Below are 17868 nucleotides of genomic sequence, written 5' to 3'. Positions count from 1 at the left end.
AATGTCTCAGCAATCCAGGAGGTTTCCCGATGGCCGCATCGAGCGCCGTCGCACTCGTGTGCACCTTGAAGAAGTCGCCCGCCCCCTCCAGTAGTGAGGTCATCGCCCGACAGGTGCTGGACGCACTGGGTGAGAACGACGTCAAAGGAACGGTGGTCCGGGTCGTCGACCACGATATTCTTCCCGGTGTGGGTGCCGACGAAGGACCGGGAGATCACTGGCCGCTCGTGCGCGAGCAGATCGCCGCCGCCGACATCCTGCTGGTCTCGACCCCGACCTGGGTCGGGCATATGTCCTCGGTCGCCCAGCGCGTGCTGGAGCGATTGGACGCCGAGTTGTCCAACACCGATGACGCGGATCGACCAGCCATGGTCGGCAAAGTGGCCACGGTCGCGGTGGTCGGCAACGAGGACGGCGCGCACAAGATCGTCGCCGATCTCTCCCAGGGGCTCAACGACATCGGCTTCACCATTCCCGCGCAGGGCTGCACCTATTGGAATGACCAAGCCATGGGCGGCACCGACTATCAGGATCTCGATTCAGTGCCGGAGGCGGTGGCCTCGGCAACCGGAGCGCTCGCCAGAAACGCCGCGCACCTCGCGAAAGTGCTCGGCGCGCAGCAGTACCCCTCCTATCGCTGAGACGTCGATTCGACCGCGCCGACACACGGGCTCGGCGCGGTCAGGCCAGGACGGCGTCGACGGTCTTCTTCAGCGCCGAGGGTTGGGCCGGTGCGGTCGGTGCCTCCTTCCTCAGCTCCAGCATTCGCGCACCGATTTCCTGTAGTTGCTTGCGGCCCAGGCGTTCTCGCACCTTCGGGAACCACGCGTTCTCTTCCTCGTCGATGTGGTGGTCGACGTTTTCGATCAGCACGGCGGCTTTCGCGGTGAAGTGTTCGTCCTCGGGCTTCATCGTCGCCAGTTCCGTCGCCAGCACGTCGGCGACGTGATGCTCTTCGTAGGACTCCAGGATGTCGTCCTCCAGTTCCGGGACAAGCCTACGGACCTCGGGGTACATGCATTCGTTCTCGAGATAGGTGTGCACTGTGAGCGCTGAAATGATCTTGTCCACCAGACTTCCCTTGCTGGCGTGTGCGTCGTGGCGCGCTCGCTCGAACTCCCGGAAGAGCTTGCGAATCGCTTTGTGGTCGTCACGCAGCAGCACGATCGCGTCGGTAGTCATCTGCTTCTCCCTCGCATTCGGAACACTATCGGGGCTGGTTCTGCCGACATTCCCACCACCTTCTCGGCGAAACCCCAGAGGCGCGAGCGAACGCCGTACCGGATCCGCACCGTGTGGTCGTATCGTGGTCGGAGCCGAAGCGCAGAAGGGAAAGCGATGGCCCCCGCCGACAATCACGCACACGAACTGGCCGAACTGGCGCGGCGAACCGGGATCACGGTCGCGGTCGCGGAATCGCTGACGGCAGGTCGGCTCGCCGCCACGCTGGGGGCAGCGCCGGAATCCGCACGCTGGTTCCGTGGCGGTGTTGTGGCTTACAGCTCGGAGGTCAAGCGAAAAGTCCTCGGTGTACCCGACGTGCCCGTGGTGTCGCGGACCGCGGCCGAAGCGATGGCCGAGGGCGTTCGGTCGTTGCTGGAGTCGGGCGTCGCGGTGGCGGTGACAGGAGTCGGCGGGCCGGACGCGCAGGATGGCGAACCCGCGGGCTCGGTCTGGTTCGCGGTGGCTACCGAGACCGACGTGCGCGCATGGCATCGCCAGTACGACGGCGATCCCGAACAGGTGTTGAAACAGACGATCGAGTGCGCTGTCGAGTGGCTGCTCGCCACCGCCGAGACGCTCGGAACGGGCCACCGTTGAACTCCGGGCGCGGCGGTCACGGTGGGGGGCGGCGATGCTTGCGGTGGCTGGTGTCGCACAGCGGATAGTTCTTCGATCGTCGGCACAGGCAAATGGCGACCAGGAACCGGTCGCAGTGGATCGTCGTGCCGTCCGCGGTCACCAGGTCGACCGGCCCCTCGACCAAGGCGGGACCATCGGCGGTGAAGGTTATTCTCCGCCGGTTATTGTCGGGTTCGGTCGGCACGGATCATCACCAGATCTTCCTGTTCCTCGGCGGGCTCGATCAGTGCCGTCGACGCCTGGTCAGTCCACCCGCCCAAGGGATAGCCGGGATCGATCGCGTTAATCGCTGTCGCGCAACGAGCTGCGTCCCGTGCGCCAGCAGCCGAGGACGTGGTCGGCGAAGCGGTCCTCGAGAAGGTTCGTCACCTGGATGCCGAACACCATCGACTCCGTCAGCTCGGGTTCCCGCGCGATCAGCGTACCGATCACGTCGTTGCGCATCACCTGCTCGTGCACGGCGTCGGCCTCGACGTGCTCGCGGTAGAACAGCACGCAGGCCGGGTCGGCGTCGAGGCGTTCCAGGGCGTCGACCAGCCGCTGGGCAGCCGGGGGCGAGGTGATCTCGACGGTCGCGAAGTGACCGACCAGCGCACCGCGAAGCGACCGGTGCAGGCCGAACAGCGACATCATGTTCACTATCGCGAGCATCGGCGCGGGCACCAGGTCCAGGTAATGCAGATACTCGTCGTTCAGACCGGCGCCCGCCATCAGGTCGGCGTACAGCTGCGCGTGCACGCGTTCGCCCCGCCCACCTCCGAACTCGTCGAATTCGACCGCGACCAGGGAAGCCTTGGCCTGACCGCGCAACCGCGGAATCACCCACGCGTAGGGATCGGCTTCCTTGTGGTGAAAGATCGACCGGTGCACGAAGTACTCGCGCATGTGCCACCATTCGCCCTCGTCGCGGAGATACCGGCTGGGGCCCGACGGCTCCGGGGGCGTAACCAGCAGCTGATCGAGCTCACCGTCGAGATCCGTCCCGCCGGGCACGTCGTCGCGCAGAGCACACAAAAGCTCCTGTTCCATCGAGGCGCGCAGAGCCAGTAGACCCGGGTCCCATTCCCACCCGGAATCCACTGGCGCGAAGCCGTGATAGTGCAGCTCGTAGCAGGTGTGCAACGCCAGGTGCAGGTCCTCGCAGTAAGGGTCCACCGACCTGAACCGGGGCATGGGCCCGCCGGGCGCCCCACGCAACACTTCCAGCACCGCGTCCGACAGCTCGCCTCGCGGCCGCGGCAGGTTGTGTGGCCGAGTGCCCATCGTGACCTTCATGGTGGTCGCTTACCCCGGTCCGGCGCCGTTATCGCGATAGGCGGAGATTCCCGGTCGGCGGATTTCGACCGGGCGGCAGCCGGCGACGGTGCGATGTGCTCCCCACCGTATGACGGTTTCGTGGCCGCGAACCCGCACCGCACGGCTACCTAGCCCGCCGGAGTGCGGACCGCTTCGCCGCTACTGCTTCCGGCGCTACCCGTTGGCCTTCTTGTACGCCTCCACAACGTCGGCCGAGATCCGCCCGCGGGCCGACACATCCATGCCGTTCTTGCGCGCCCACTCCCGGATGACCGTGGCCTGCTCCCGATCGGTCGCCGACCGCAAAGCACCGCCCCGGCCCCGACGTGCGCGACCGACCTTGCGGGCGTACGGAATCCACTGTTCGAAGAACACCCGCAACTGCCCGGCGTTGTCCCCCGACAAGTCCATCTCGTAGGCCGCGCCATCCACGGCGAATGACACCGTTTCCTCGGCCTGAGACTTGCCGTCGTAGTCATCGACCAGGGTCACGACGACCTTGCGTGCCATAGAGATAATCCCTTCACGGTTACCGAACGCGTACAGGCGAAAAAACAATCGTAGCCAGTAGATAACAGATCTGTTGCGCCGCCTGGAGCGCCGGGGCCCTTCTCGCACCGCGGCGTACACCAAGACCCCGGTCAGCCCCGGAGGAGATCGGCTCCACCAACGGTGGCTCGCCCCCACGGTTCGGGCTGTACTGCGGTTTCGCGAGGCCCAGCCGAAGGCATCCTCGGGCTCCGCTTACTGCGCCTACCCGACTCCGGCAGGCCGTCGCCACCGTCGTTCTCGGGCCGCTCGGGCTCGCGCGCAGCTTCCTTCGCGCCGGACGTCATGACCCAGCGCTGCCGGCACCTGTCCGGTCCGGGCGTTCGCGCCAGGTGGCGGCCGCCCCGGCGGGCCCTACGGTCACCCGGTGACGTCGGCTCCGTGGTTTGGCGTTGACCAGTGTGATATCCCCGCCATAGTGGGCCAGCACGCGGTGGTCCATGACCGCGCGCCACAGCGGAGGCACGGCGGCGAGTAGGACCATGGTGGCGTAGCCGGCCGGAAGTTGCGGCGCCTCCTGGGAGCTGCGCAGGGTTTGGTAGCGGCGACCGGGGTTGGCGTGATGGTCACTGTGGCGCTGCAAGTGGAACAGAAAGAGATTCGTGATCAGACGGTCGCTGTTCCAGCTGTCGCGTGGCGAGCACCGTACGTAGTGGCCATTGGGGCGGCGCGGGCGCAGCAGCCCGTAATGCTCGACGTAGTTCACCGTCTCCAGCAGCCCGGCACCGATCAGTGCCTGTAGCGCCAGAAACGGGACAATGCCGACTCCGAAGATCAGGATGAGCGTGCCGAACAGCACTACGCTCATCGCCCAGGCATGCAAAATGTGATTCCCCCTGCTGAACCAGGGTTTTCCCGTTCGGGCAAGACGCTCACGTTCCAAGGCCACCGCCGAGCGAAACCCGCCGACCATGCTGCGCGGCAGGAATGCCCACAGCGACTCGCCGAACCGGGCGCTGGCCGGATCTTCGGGTGTGGCGACTCGCACGTGATGGCCACGGTTGTGTTCGACGAAGAAATGCCCGTACCCGGATTGCGCAAGCGCGATCTTCGCCAGCCACCGTTCGAGACGTTCGGACCGATGCCCCAGTTCGTGGGCGGCGTTGATGCCGATGCCGGACACGAAACCCAGGGTCACGGCCAGTCCGAGCTTGTCCAACAGGCTCAGTTCGCCACCGGCCCACAGATATCCGGCGATGAACAGACCGACGAACTGCATCGGCAGGAAGAGGTAGGTACACCAGCGGTAGTAACGGTCGTTCGACAACAGCTCGTAGTCCTCATCGCGAGGATTGGTGCCATCCTCGCCGACCACCCAGTCCAGGATCGGGATCAGCACCAGTACAATGAACGGCCCGATCCACCAGAACACCTCCAGCCCCGTGCGCGCCACCGCCTGTGAGGGAAGCAGGGCGCACGCCGGAGCAATCAATCCCAGGACCCATAGGTAGCGCTTGGGGTCGCGCGCGTCTGCGCGCATGCGGAGTAGGTTCATAGTCGTCTCGCTGGTCTGCCAGCACAACAACATCGAGATCATGTCCGTCACGGAAGCTTGCGCTGAATTGTCATTCAAGGGTAGTTGTTTCTCGCCAACAGACCCCGAACTGTTACAGACAGTGGAAAGGCGCTGGCCCGCTAGGAGGCCTCGACCGTGGTCGCCTGCGCGGTCGCGAGAATGGTTGGGCGGCCAACTGGAGGTCGTCGATCAGCGGAACGTCACCGACGCCGGCCAGGGTGTGGAAAATCGGCCTCTGGCAGCCGTTCTCGGTCGCGCCGTACGCCGGGCCGCGGGCGGCCCACGTCGGTGGTGCCGTACAGCAGTCGGAGTGATCACCTCGTGCTGTGCGGTCAATAGTGGTATGACGTCGTCCCACACCCGCTCGGACATGGTGACACCGTGGAGCAGCAAGAGTGGGCGCTTGCTGGCGGGCATAGCCGTCCTTCGGATTCGTAGTGCGGATCTGGAAGGGTGGATACGCAACTCGGGCTACGGCGGCGACAGGCCCGCGCACCGGACGGACGGCTAGGCCGATCTGCCGTCGCGCACCAGACCGCCCCCGACGAATCGCTCCTCGCCGCGACAGCACAGCGCGGAGTCGGTCTCGCCTTTCACGACCGACAGCGCGTTCGCGAGCGCGTTGAGTCTGACCTGCATCGCATAGGTCGCGCGACTGTGCGCGTTGTGCAACAGGGCGACGAGCACGAACGTGACTATCGTCGTCGCGGTGGTGAGCAGCCGTGGCCAGTTCTCGACGTCGCGTTCGAACACCAAACTCACCGCACACGTCAGCACCAGCGCGACGGCCAGCACGAAGAACAAACCCTTCGACACCCACGTGCCTGCCACAGCGGCGAAATCGTCGAACACAGAGGCCGGCCGCACCACATCCGTGGGCATCATCACCACCGTTACGGCGGACTGCTTGGTGTGGTTACCCACAGTAGACCCCTTCCCATCGCCACGCCGCGGTATCTCCGCGCTGCCCTGCACCCGCACCGAGAGCCAACCAGGCCGCGGTGGCCACCCTCCGCGTACCCGATCTCGCCTGCCACACTCCGGCAAGCGCCACAAGACATTCGGTGCTGAACGCCGCTGGGCTGGGTTTCGGGCATCATCGATTTGCTCGAACGTGGCTGCGCGGCCGCCGAGCTGGACCGGGTCAACGGCGTTTCAGATCAGAGGGCGGACCTCGGCCCGGGCCAGCGCAGGATTCCGCCGGCACGCACCCAGGAGGGGACCGTGGGCGGGCACGGCCGACTCGTGGTCGGCGATGATGCGCTCGAAATCTCTTGCCTGCCTCGCCGACCACTCGACCACGCCTGCCGACAGCACGGAATTCGGGGCCTATTGCGTCGATACTGTCAGTGGATTCCCGTCAGATCGCCTCTGGCTTCCATGTGGCAATGGCCCAGATGACCACGACGTTCAACGCGATCACCAAGATCGACCAGGCCGGGTAGTACGGCAGCCACATGAAGTTTCCGAGAATCGACAAGGCCGCGACGCAGATCGCAGCGACCCGGGCCCAGGTGGCGCCGGTCATCAATCCCAACGCGGCGATGATGAGCAGGATGCCCAGCACGATATGGACCCAGCCCCATCCGGTGGTGTTCAACTTGTAGGCGTAATCCGGCCCAACGACGAGCAAGGCGTCCTCGGCGACGGCGGAGATGCCCTCGAAGATCGACAGAACACCGACGGTCAGCAAAAGAATCGCGGCAGCGATGGACGTGCCCGCCGCGAAACCCTGGCGCACGGGATGTTGGCGCGGTTCGGTCATGTGCGTCATCGGTCGCCCCCTTTCTCGGGAAGTAGTGGACGCCTTTCGAATCTCCTCCCACCGCGGGTCGGGCACTTCACCCGTTTGGGATGACCCGGCACCGACTGGCGACCGCGCGACGACTCGGTGGCGAGGCGGCACGGCCGAGAGTTTCTCTTCCACGATCCGGGCCGATCGACTGCACCGACCCGGCATCTCGACGCCGTCGGCGGCACTGCGGTGGCGAACGAGGCCTAGGCGTTGCGCTCGGCACCCATCGCGCGCGGGAGCCACCGCGTACCGCGTGACCGAGGACGACCACGACGACGCCAATCAGCAAATCGACGATCCGACCTCATCCAGTTCGAGTGAAATTTCGATAACTACCGCAAATGACCTGATCAGCGCACGGTACATTTCGATAACTAGGCGCGGTAGTGATCTTTCAGCACACGGCAGTGATCTTTCAGCACACGGCCAAGGGAGGCTCGGTGACTGCACTGCACGGCTCCGATCAACGCAGCATATCCTCGGCTGGTGCCGGAATCGCCTCGGAGATCCCGTCATTGCCGTTCGCACCGATTGCTCGTACGGATATCTATGCCGACATCGACACCGTCACGCGCGCGTGCAATGGTCGCGTGCTGCTCATCAGCGCACCCGCGGGAAGCGGAAAGACCGTTCTCCTCACAGATTGGGCCGCCCGGCGCTCGTCACACCCCGAGTGCGAACGAGAGGTGGCGTGGCTGACCATCACCGAAGGCCTCAGCGACCCTGCCGCGCTGTGGACCGCTGTGAGCAAGCGGTTCCGCATCGCCACACCGCCACGCCGTCCCGGTCCGGCCACGGCGGACCCGGCTCACCTGATCGATGCCCTCAGCGCGCGAACCTCGCCGGCGGTCCTCGTTCTCGATGACGCTCATCTGATCAGCGACCAGCTCGCGCTCGCCGGACTCGAATACTTCCTGCACCACGCACCGCCTGCCCTCACGACGGTGCTGTGTGCCCGTTTCGCTCCGCCGATCCGGTGGCATGTCCTCGATCTACCCTCGCGGCTGACCCGCTGGGGCTCGAGCGAACTGGCCTTCACACCTGATCAGGTCCGCGCGCTGTGCGGCGAGCACGGCTGCGAACTCACCGACACGGAGCTGGACACGCTCGTCGCCCTCACCCGAGGTTGGGCCGCGCTGGTACGTATCGCCGCGACCCACCTTGCGGCGTACCCGGACGACCACGCGGCCGCGCTGACCGTCCTCGCGCGCCCACCGCACGCGGTCTCGGACTTCCTGGTCGGCGAGCTCGTCGACGCTCTCCCGCCCACACTGCGCCAGTTCCTCACCTACACCAGCGTCCCGGTTTCGTTCACCGAGAAGCTCGCCGACGAGTTTGTCGGCGGCGGCGCCGGGCACTGCCTCTACGAACTCGACCGGATCAGCTTCCCGATTGTCTCCGCCGTGCGCGACAACGCAGTGTGGTTCACCTATCACCCGATGCTGCGGGCCTATTTTCTCGCCCAGATCGATCGGCTCGGGCCTGAACTACGCTCGGATCTGCAGATGCGGGCGGCGCAGTGGTTGCGGGCGGCGGGCCTGCCGCGGGACGCGCTCCCCCATCTGCTGGCCGGACCAAACCAGCGGCATCTCGGTGAATTCTTGTCCGAGTGCGCGCTGACAATGATCCTCGACGGCGCGGGTGACGCTTTGTTCGACGCCCTCGCCCGGGCAGCACCCGCACTGCTCGACGATCCTTTCCTGTGGCTGGTACGGGTCGTCGACGCGCTGGTCCGCGGCGACACCGCCGCCGCGATCGGCTGTCTCGACACGGCAACGGCGCGGCGGGCGGCCAAGAAGTCCTTCGCGCCCGCGGACCGCGTGGAGGCACTCGCGCTCGCCGTGGCGGTCGACGCCGCCGTGACCAGCGGCACGGTGATCGGTGAACTCCCGCACACCGTCGAGCCGATCGGCGAACCGGATTTCGACGCATACACTTCGATCCAACTCGCTACCGCGCTGATCGCCCGCGGCGCGGTGGCGCGGGGCGAGGAGCTGCTGCAGTCCAGCCTCGTGCTGGCCGAACACCTCTGCCATCCCCGGCTGGTGCTGCACGCGCTCACCCGGCTCGCTTTCGCGGCGAGCGCCGTCGACAGCGCCTGCGCGATGCGCGACCGCGCTGCCCGCGCGCTGGCCGTCGCCGCAGAGCAGGGCCTGCTAGAAGCGACCGATGCCGTCCAGGCGTCTACCATCGCCGCCTACGGCGCGTATCTGCACGGCGAGGAGCCGGATCCGGCGCAGGTGGCCGCCGCGCTCGCGGTCCATGTCGATCACGACGGGTCGACCAGTCCCGTCGCTGGGTGGCACGGCAATGTCATCGGCCATCTCCTCGCGCTCGAGCGGGCCGGCGACCAAGGCGCGGCGGCCGACGCACTGCGCCGGAATCTGCTGGTGATGTTGGAGACGAAGACGCTCCCGAACGCGACCGGCAGCCTGGTTCCTCCAGTGGTGTGGGCGCTGCTGCGCGTGCAGGAGGTCGGAAAGGCACAACTGTTGGTCGAGCGTTCTCGCGGCGTCGTCGGCGACCTGCCCGATATCCGGCTGGCCGACGCCGCACTGACCTACGCGGCCAACCGGCCCACGGCGACCTGCGCCCTCCTCGAGCCTCTGCTCGACGGCTCGGCGGCCCTGCATCCGGTCACCGAGATCACCGGCTGGCTGTTGTACGCCACGGCTCAGCACGACTCCGGCGCGCCGTCGAAGACCGTCGCTGCGCTCGACAACGCGTTGCGCACCGCCGCGCCACAGCGGCTCGTGCGACCATTTCTCGACGTGCCGACCGCCATCCCCCTGCTGGACCGCTATGTCGGCCGGTTCGGCCGAGACGAGCGATTCGCCGACCTCGTCCGGCGGCATCCCGCCGCGCGGCGTCGGACGACCTATCCGGCACTGACGCACACCGAGATGACCGTGCTCAAGCTGCTCCCGTCCGGCCGCACGGCCCAGCAGATCGCCGCCGACCTCGGCGTTTCGGTCAATACCGTGAAGACTCACTTGCGCGGCATCTACGCCAAACTGGGGGCGAACTCGCGGATCGACGCCCTTGACAACGCCCGCCGCAGCGGTCTGCTCTGAGTCGGGCCCGGTCCGCTTGTCATGGCTTGAACGGAGCCAGACCGTACCCTGATGTATGGCTTTGTCTCGTCGGCAGTTGTTACGAGTGGGCGCCGCGGGATCGGCCGCGGTGCTGGCGGGGACGGCGGCGGCGAGCAGCGCTCGGTTCCCGGCGCCGAGGTGGCCGGGGGACCCATTCGCGCTGGGGGTGGCATCGGGCGATCCGACGCCGGACGGTGTGGTGCTGTGGACGCGGTTGGCTCCGGACCCGTTGGCACCGGACGGGCTCGGTGGAATGTCGTTGGATCCGGTGACCGTCGAATACGAGGTCGCGCGGGACGAAAATTTCCGGCAGGTGGTAACGCGGGGGACCGCGGTGGCGACGCGCGCGCTCGGCCACAGTGTGCACCCGGAAGTCCAGGGGTTGGCGCCGGATCACTGGTACTTCTATCGGTTTCGGGCCGGCTCGGCGATCTCGCCGGTGGGGCGGACCCGCACGGCTCCACTGCCCGGACTGCCCCTCGCCCGGCTACGCTTCGCGTTCGCCTCGTGCCAATCGTGGAGCTCCGGCTACTACACCGCCTATGAGCACATGGCCAGGGAAGACCTCGACCTGGTTGTACATCTGGGCGACTACATCTACGAGCGCGCCTGGATACGCGGCCGCGAGGGAATCACGGTGGGCCCGCACTTTCGCGACGAAGCCGTCGATCTTCCCGGCTACCGGCTGCGCTATGCGCTCTACAAGGCCGAGCAGCCGTTGCGCGCCGTGCACGCCGCGTTTCCGTGGCTGGTCACCATGGACGATCACGAGGTCGACAACAACTGGGCGGGCGACGCACCGGGCGCGGGGTTCGATGTCTCCCGTGTTCGCGCCCTGTTCCGCCGCCGCCGGGCCGCCGCCTTCCAAGCCATGTACGAACACCAGCCGCTGCGGATCGCGCAGCTGCCGTCCGGGCCCTCGGTGCGTTTGCACCGCCGCTACCGATTCGGCGACCTCGCGGAGATCACGATGCTCGATACCCGGCAATATCGCACTGAGCAGGCCTGTGGCGGGACGGTCATCTCCGACTGCGCCGACCGGTTCGCCACCGATCGCACGATATTGGGTGCAGAGCAACGAAATTGGCTGATCGATGGCCTCGCCCGCTCCCCAGCCCGCTGGCAGGTCATCGGCAACCAGGTGGGCATGAGCCAGAACGACAGCGACCCGGGCCCCGACGTCACGGTGTCCACCGACTCCTGGGACGGCTATGTCGCTGATCGCAACACCGTGCTCGGAGCGGCCGCCGACCGCGGCGTCCGCAACCTGGTAGTGATCACCGGCGACCGGCACGAGAACCACGCCGCCCACCTGCGCCGCGACTACGTCGATCCCGAATCACCCGTCGTAGCAGCGGAATTCACAGGAACCTCCATCTCGAGCAACGGCGACGGAGCCGATCTCAACGACAAGGGTCGTCTGCTGCTGGCCGCCAACCCGGATCTCGAGTTCTTCAACGCCCAGCGCGGGTACGTCCGCGTCGAGCTCGACCATCAGCTGTGGCGCAACGACTTCCGCGTCGTGCCCTACGTCCGCCGCCCCGGCGCGCCCATCCACACTCGCGCCAGCTACGTCGTCCGAGACGGGGTGCCCGGGGTCACCGAGGCATGGCGGCCCGACAACTCGAGCGAGCCAGAATCCGCAGCCGACGCCACCGGACCGATCGACAGCACCCGCGGTACCCGCTGACACGCGTGCGACCGAGCCCTCAGCTGCTCGCCGACTCCGAACGCAGAACCAGAACGGTGATTTCACTCGGGGCGAAGACACGCAACTGCGGTCCCCAGAAGCCTGTGCCACGGCTGGTGTACAGCTGGGTACGTTCGCCGTGGCGGCTCAGGCCCGCGACGACGGGCTGGTCGAGGCGAACCAGATAGTGGAAAGGCCAGATCTGGCCGCCGTGGGTATGGCCGGAAATCTGCAGCGCTATGCCCGCCGCGGCGGCGTCTGTGATCTGTTTGGGTTGATGGGCGAGCAGAACGACCGGCGCGTGCGGGTCCGCGCCCGCGAGCGCGGCGGGCAGGTCGGGGCCATGACCGGTCAGGCCGACGCCGGTGGGGTCATCGATGCCCGCGATCACCAACTGGTCGCCGCCGCGGCGCACGGTCTCGTGCTGATTGTGCAGCGGCTGCCAGCCGAGGGAAGCCATGTGGTCGATCCAGCCCTGCGCGTCGCCGAAATACTCGTGGTTGCCGGTGATATAGAACCTGCCGAGTTCGGCCTCGACCTTGCCGAGCGGGTCGACCTGCGGGTGCCGCTTCGCCACCGAACCATCCGCGAGATCACCCGCGTGGCAGGCGATATCAGGGCGCTGCGCGTTGACGACTTCGACCACACGTTCCGACCAGCGCAATCGGTCGAGTGCGGCGAAGTGGGTGTCGGTGACAACCACCATGCGCAGGCCGTCCAGGGCGGGCCCGAGGCCCGGGATGGCGACCTCGACGGTGCGCACTCGGGGCAGTCGACGCGCCTCGACCACTCCCCACACCACGAGGACGGTCGCGGCGGCGAGCACGCCCACCGCGACGACGCGGGAGCGGGCCGGATCGTCGAGGCCCGCGGCAACCAACCCCATCCGGGCGAGGTTTCCGAACACCGACCAGGTGAACATCACCCACATCACGCCGAGCAGCGTGTCGCCGACGATGGACGCGGCATCCGACTGCACGGGCCCGTGTCCGAGGAACATCGACGCGGGGAGGCAGGCGAACCCGAGCAGGAACAGCGCGGAACCGATCCAGAACAGCGGCCCCGCTCCCTGGGTGGGCGCTTCCACCAAGGTCCACCAGGGAAGCAGGAACAACACAGCAGGAATCGCCAGAAACAACATCAGGCGGGGCACGTACTTCAAGTGGACTCATCCTCGTCGGCGCAGGTGTAGCGCGCGGTCCCATCCCCGGCGCCATGGGGCGCTATCGACGATAGCGTCCTGCTCCCGAGGCCGCGGATGGCCTGCCGGGTACGTGATGCGCAGCCCGCTGCGGCCGGACCGGACTTGTCAACCGGTCAGGACACCCCGAGCCGCTCGGCTACCACGGCGAGATCCTTGTCGCCGCGGCCGGACAGGCACAGCACGATCAGTGCGTCGGCGGGAACCTCACCACGGTCACCCATCTCCAGCAGATGTCCGACGGCGTGAGCGGATTCGAGGGCCGCGAGGATGCCTTCGGTGTGGCTGAGCGCTTGCATCCCGCGCAGCGCGACGGCGTCGGTGGCCGCGCGGTAGGTCACCCGGCCGCTGTCCTTCAGGTGACTGAGTTCGGGACCCACGCCCGGATAGTCCAACCCCGCCGCGATGCTGTGTGTCCGTGCGATCTGACCGTCCTCGTCCTGCAGGAGATAGCTGTAGGAGCCGTCGATCTCACCTGGGCTGCCCACGCAGAGGGTCGCCGCGTGATCGCCGGTCTCGACACCTCGTCCAGCCGCCTCGACGCCGATCAATCGCACCTCAGGATCACCCGCGAACGGATGGAAGATTCCGATGGCGTTGCTGCCGCCGCCCACACAGGCGAGGATGTAGTCGGGCAGTCTGCCTTCGGCTCGGACGATCTGGTTGCGGGTCTCCGCACCGATCACCGTCTGGAAATCGCGCACGATCCTCGGATACGGCGCCGGCCCTGCCGCGGTGCCGAACAGGTAGTGGGTGGTGTCCAGGTTCGCCACCCAGTCGCGCACCGACTCGCTGATCGCATCCTTGAGCCTGCGGGAACCGCTGTCCACCGCGCGCACCTCGGCGCCGAGCAGATTCATGCGCACCACGTTGGACGCCTGACGGCGCATGTCGTCGGTCCCCATGTAGACGACGCAAGTCAGGCCGAGCATCGCGCACACCGTAGCCACCGCGACGCCGTGCTGCCCGGCGCCGGTCTCGGCGACGATCCGTCGCTTGCCCATCCTTTTGGCCAGCAGCGCCTGCCCCAGCGCATTGTTGATCTTGTGTGCGCCGGTGTGCGTCATATCCTCACGCTTCAGATAAACACGCACCCCAGGCATTCTCAGCAATTCGGCGAACCGTCGCACCCGATGCAATAGCGTGGGCCGCCCGACCCGGTCGCGGAGCAATTCATGGTACTCGGCCACGAAGCTCGGATCCGCCTGCGCGAGTCGATAATCCTGTTCGAGATCCAGTAGTGCGGCCATCAGACCTTCGGGAACGAATCTGCCTCCGAACACGCCGAATCGTCCACGCTCGTCTGGAAACATTCCGTGCCGGTACCCGTTCGCCGACACTTCGTGATCAACCCTCATCAAACACCAACGCTTTCACCGCCACAGATCCGACGGATCAGTCTGTTCTGCTTGTGCTAGCACAACGCCACTGTTCGGCAACAGCAGAGTTAACAGACTAGATTTTTCGGATGGCTAACGTCTTCTCACTGCTGGAGGTGGTCGGCCATCGGGATGTGCTTCTACTGCCGTCGGGCGCGCATCACCATGCGCGCGGCCGGCTCATCGGCCACGCGCACCGGTGAGGTTCGAGCGATGGTGCCCCTGCGCGGGTCACGCTCGTGTGGCTCTCACTGACGTTCGGCGACGACAGTGTCGGAGATCTGCGCGACCAGCTGCCATGGGCGCTTGATGTCGGTCGTCGCCTTGCCGCTGGTGAGGATCGCACCGGACAGCCCGCGCGCCGGGTCGGCCCAGCCGTACTGGGTGGTCAGTCCGCTGCGGCCGAAATGCGCCGCGGTGTCGCGGCCGAACTTCGATCTCCGCCCGCCCAGTTCGAAACCCGCGCGACTGACCCGACCGACCACACCGGGCAGCCAGCGAGCGGGCCGCACCGCCTCGCGCAACGTCTCCGGCCCGATGATCCTGCGACCGTCCGCTCCACCGCGCATGAGGATTTCATAGAAGCGCGACAGCTCGGACGCGGTGGTGATCAAATTGCCCGAGGGCAGCTCGGCAGTCAGGAACGCCTGGGTGGCCGACCGGGATGCGCGGTCCATCCGTCCGCCGATCGCCTTGCTGGCCAGATAAGTCGACATCCGAGACGGCGCGGGACCGGTCTTGACGCTCGGTACGACCTTGTCGACATCCTCGGGCGGCACCCCGAACGTGGTCCACCGGAACCCGAACGGCTCCAGTACCTGTTCGGACAGATGCTCCCGCAAGCGCTTTCCGGTCGCCCGGTGTACCAGAAGACGCACGATCAAACCGCTGGTCAGCGCGTGGTAGACCCGGAACCGGCCCGGCTTCCAACTCGGGACCAGATCGGCCAATCCGCGCACGGCCAACTCCTCGTCGAGCACCAGATCGACGCCCCGGTACGGCGGCGTGACGAAGGGCACCCCCGCGGAGTGCGAGAGCACGTCGCCGATCGTGATGTCGGCCTTACCGTTCGCGGCGAATTCCGGAACGTAGTCGCACACCGGGTCGTCCAGCCCGAACGCGCCCTGTTCGATGAGCATGAACATCAGCGCGCCGGACACGCCCTTCGCCGTCGAGAAGCCACAGAACGGGGTGTCCGGTGTCGCGAGCACTTTTCTCGCGTCCGGTCCATCGTGCGGTGCATTGCCCCAACCGTGCCCGATAGTCCGGTTCAGTGCGATCCGGCCGTTTCGCCGCAGGCACACCTGGATAGCCGGGCTCGTGCCCACGCGGTACCACGCCCGCACCGACTCCCACAGCGCCTCGACGTCCCCCCGACTGAGTCCGACCGCCGCCGGATCGTCCTCGTGGCCCACCGTGGTAACGGTGTCCAGGTCCTCGGCAATCGCCACCGATCCGGCCGTAAGCATGCTCATTCGGCCAGCTTATCGATCACGGGCCGGAACCAGTGTGCGGTGGCTGCCCGCAATCGCTGGTTGAACAGTTCCTGGCCGAGCTCGTGATCCCAGGACGCTGTTCTGGGCGCATTCGAGCGGGTGAGCCGCGCCACTGATGGTCGATGTCGGCACAGCGAGTGCCGCGTTGGCCGGCCCGTGTGCAATCCTTCTGCCACCAGCCGCGATGAGCTGGTCCCGCAGCTGCGCCGGCACTGATCGACGCGGTGGGCGGGAACTGATCGATGCGGGTATGGCACGACAGACCGCCGGTGCAGAACTGCCTTGAATTCGGCACTGACGGCCGCCGGGCTGTTACGTCAGCTTCGAGTGGTTGTTCCACCGTGCCCGCACGATCACGGGGTCGGCACCCACTGGCGGAGGCGGTGCTTCACGGGGGAACAGCAGGGCCCCCCGCTCGGCGGACCGATGGTGGTCGTCGCGAGCGGACTCCCCGGCGTGGGTGTCTCGAGCGGGCCGACCGTGGTCGTCGGCGGCGGGGTCTCCGGCGTCGGTGTATCGGTCGGGCCGACCATGGTCGTCGGTGCGGCCGGTTCTTGTGCCCCGGAGGGCACGACCGGGCCGGTTCGGACTTCGGGCGTGGGAGCCGACCAGGTCGTCGACACCGGCCACTCGGCGGGCGGCACAGTGGGCTCGACCTGCAGGGCCGACGGCTCGGCCATCGGTGTCGGCACGGCGGCTGCGGGGCTCGGCGCGCCTGGCGGGGCTTCCGAAGCCGGAGGGGAGACCGGGTTCCCCGCGGGGTCGCGGACTTCGCCGTTGTCCGGTTGGTCGGCACGCAGCTGCACGACCGCGATCCCGGCCCCACCGAGCAAAGCGGCGACGGCCGCGCCGACCAGGACCACTCGTCCGGTGCGCCGCCGACCGGACGGAGCTTCCACCGGCACGTTTCGGAACGGTGCTGCGGCGACGAGAGCGGCGCCGCGCGCCGCCGCGGTGGCGAAGTCGGGCACCTGGATGACGGGTGCGGCGAGTCCGCGTTGCAGTGCGGACACGACCTCCGGCGCCTCTGCCGACGAGCCGCAGAGGACTACGGCATCCGGAAGCACCCCGACCGCGTCCAGGGTCGTCCAGAGGCGACCGATCGCCACGTTGGCGCTGTCGGTGTCGACGACGCCGGACGACCAGGAGTCGCTGGCGAGGATTTTGTCGCGCCGCCGCCCGACCACGAGGAAGGACGTGCAATAGTTCACGATTTCCAGCACCAGCACGGTGCCGTAATGATCGAGTCCCGACATGTCGTCGAGCAGCGCGAGCAGCGCCATCTTGGTGGAAACGAGCGACGATGATCGCCACGGCGCCGACGACAGTCCGGACACGATCGCGCGCCGTTCGGCCACCGTCCGATACGCGACGGCGACGTCATCGATCCGGGTATCGGACTCGACATCGGCCGTAATGGTGTCGAGCGCCGCGGCGACCGACGCGGCGGTCGATTCCTCCGCCGGCTGCTCGACCGCGCGCAGCACAGTCGGCCGCACTCCCTGCTGCGGCATGGTGAGCACTACCCCACGCACCACGGACTGTTCCGCTGATATTCCAACTGTGGCCCTCATGAATCCACCTCTGCTCGGACGCCGTCGGTAAAGGTTCGTCACGAGAGCGTCCAGCGATTGGCACCGGTTCCCCAACACACGCCGAGTAGGTCAGAACCTACCCTCATGGACCTGTGCTGCGAGTGCCGTCGCAGCCTGGCAAGCACCGCACCAAAACATCATGGCCAGGCGGCACCACGGCCGAGCGAGCACCGCGGCCGAACAAACGACACGTCGGACAAGCGCCACGCCGGGGCAGGCAGCGCGGCGGGGCAAGCTGCCGCGGTCGAGCGGACAGCGCGATCAGGCCAGCGGACTGGGCGCTCGCTCGGTCACTTCTGGGGTGTGGGTAGGGGGATGACGATGCCGAAGGGGAGGGTGATGCCGGGTGGTGGGGTGGGTGTGGGTGGGGTGGATTCTGCGGGTTCGACGGGT

At 67.2% G+C, this 17868-nt stretch carries 15 protein-coding genes; 4 read left to right on the top strand and 11 right to left on the bottom strand.

All coding sequences use genetic code 11. The features are described from left to right. Nucleotides 1-29 precede the first annotated feature (29 nt). The gene (locus tag AB0H00_RS19430; protein ID WP_357267945.1) at nt 30-641 is read left to right on the top strand and encodes an NAD(P)H-dependent oxidoreductase; all 612 of its coding nucleotides are present in this window, start codon (nt 30-32) and stop codon (nt 639-641) included. A gap of 40 nt (nt 642-681) precedes the next feature. Here the strand turns inward: AB0H00_RS19430 and AB0H00_RS19425 are convergent, their stop codons facing one another. Next, a complete protein-coding gene (locus AB0H00_RS19425; RefSeq protein WP_357267943.1) occupies nt 682-1182 on the bottom strand; it encodes a hemerythrin domain-containing protein in 501 nt (166 codons plus the stop codon). A gap of 156 nt (nt 1183-1338) precedes the next feature. Here AB0H00_RS19425 and AB0H00_RS19420 point away from each other — a divergent pair, with 156 nt between their 5' ends. Then, nucleotides 1339-1821 (top strand): CinA family protein, encoded by a 483-nt coding sequence (locus AB0H00_RS19420; protein WP_357267941.1) that lies wholly within the window; start codon nt 1339-1341, stop codon nt 1819-1821. A 16-nt stretch (nt 1822-1837) separates the two neighbouring features. On the opposite strand, the gene AB0H00_RS19415 is transcribed toward AB0H00_RS19420, so the two are convergent. From AB0H00_RS19415 to AB0H00_RS19390, 6 genes are all read right to left on the bottom strand, one after another. Further along, on the bottom strand, nt 1838-2047 hold the full coding sequence (locus AB0H00_RS19415; RefSeq protein WP_357267939.1) for a CDGSH iron-sulfur domain-containing protein: 210 nt from the start codon (nt 2045-2047) through the stop codon (nt 1838-1840). A gap of 98 nt (nt 2048-2145) precedes the next feature. Next, nucleotides 2146-3126 (bottom strand): iron-containing redox enzyme family protein, encoded by a 981-nt coding sequence (locus AB0H00_RS19410; protein ID WP_357267937.1) that lies wholly within the window; start codon nt 3124-3126, stop codon nt 2146-2148. 207 nt (nt 3127-3333) lie between these two features. Beyond that, a complete protein-coding gene (locus tag AB0H00_RS19405) occupies nt 3334-3669 on the bottom strand; it encodes an Lsr2 family protein (protein ID WP_357267935.1) in 336 nt (111 codons plus the stop codon). 322 nt (nt 3670-3991) lie between these two features. Then, nucleotides 3992-5203 (bottom strand): alkane 1-monooxygenase, encoded by a 1212-nt coding sequence (locus AB0H00_RS19400; protein ID WP_357268145.1) that lies wholly within the window; start codon nt 5201-5203, stop codon nt 3992-3994. Between the two features lie 528 nt (nt 5204-5731). Then, nucleotides 5732-6148: a low affinity iron permease family protein gene (locus AB0H00_RS19395; protein WP_357267933.1), complete on the bottom strand. Its 417-nt coding sequence runs from the start codon at nt 6146-6148 to the stop codon at nt 5732-5734. Nucleotides 6149-6584: 436 nt separating this feature from the next. Further along, a complete protein-coding gene (locus AB0H00_RS19390) occupies nt 6585-6989 on the bottom strand; it encodes a hypothetical protein (protein ID WP_357268144.1) in 405 nt (134 codons plus the stop codon). A gap of 470 nt (nt 6990-7459) precedes the next feature. Between AB0H00_RS19390 and AB0H00_RS19385 the strand changes: the two genes are divergently transcribed. Continuing rightward, nucleotides 7460-10093 carry a LuxR C-terminal-related transcriptional regulator gene (locus AB0H00_RS19385; RefSeq protein ID WP_357267931.1) on the top strand — a complete coding sequence of 878 codons (2634 nt, stop codon included), beginning with the start codon at nt 7460-7462 and terminating at the stop codon, nt 10091-10093. A 55-nt stretch (nt 10094-10148) separates the two neighbouring features. Then, nucleotides 10149-11804, top strand: coding sequence for an alkaline phosphatase D family protein (locus AB0H00_RS19380; RefSeq protein ID WP_357267929.1), 1656 nt, complete (start codon nt 10149-10151; stop codon nt 11802-11804). A gap of 19 nt (nt 11805-11823) precedes the next feature. Here the strand turns inward: AB0H00_RS19380 and AB0H00_RS19375 are convergent, their stop codons facing one another. The 4 genes from AB0H00_RS19375 to AB0H00_RS19360 all read right to left on the bottom strand — a co-directional run bounded on the left by AB0H00_RS19375 (nt 11824) and on the right by AB0H00_RS19360 (nt 17454). Then, entirely contained in the window at nt 11824-12957 is a 1134-nt protein-coding gene (locus AB0H00_RS19375; protein WP_357268142.1) for a metallophosphoesterase, read from the bottom strand. A gap of 164 nt (nt 12958-13121) precedes the next feature. Then, on the bottom strand, nt 13122-14363 hold the full coding sequence (trpB, locus tag AB0H00_RS19370; protein WP_357267928.1) for a tryptophan synthase subunit beta: 1242 nt from the start codon (nt 14361-14363) through the stop codon (nt 13122-13124). A 269-nt stretch (nt 14364-14632) separates the two neighbouring features. Beyond that, nucleotides 14633-15859 carry a serine hydrolase gene (locus tag AB0H00_RS19365; RefSeq protein ID WP_357267926.1) on the bottom strand — a complete coding sequence of 409 codons (1227 nt, stop codon included), beginning with the start codon at nt 15857-15859 and terminating at the stop codon, nt 14633-14635. Nucleotides 15860-16233: 374 nt separating this feature from the next. Continuing rightward, entirely contained in the window at nt 16234-17454 is a 1221-nt protein-coding gene (locus AB0H00_RS19360; RefSeq protein ID WP_357267924.1) for a hypothetical protein, read from the bottom strand. Nucleotides 17455-17868: the final 414 nt, after the last annotated feature.

Source organism: Nocardia sp. NPDC023852 (assembly GCF_040639505.1).
In the GTDB taxonomy this organism is placed as follows: Bacteria; Actinomycetota; Actinomycetes; order Mycobacteriales; family Mycobacteriaceae; genus Nocardia.
Note: the sequence above shows the minus strand (reverse complement) of the source record. Positions and strands in the feature narration are given on the sequence as shown.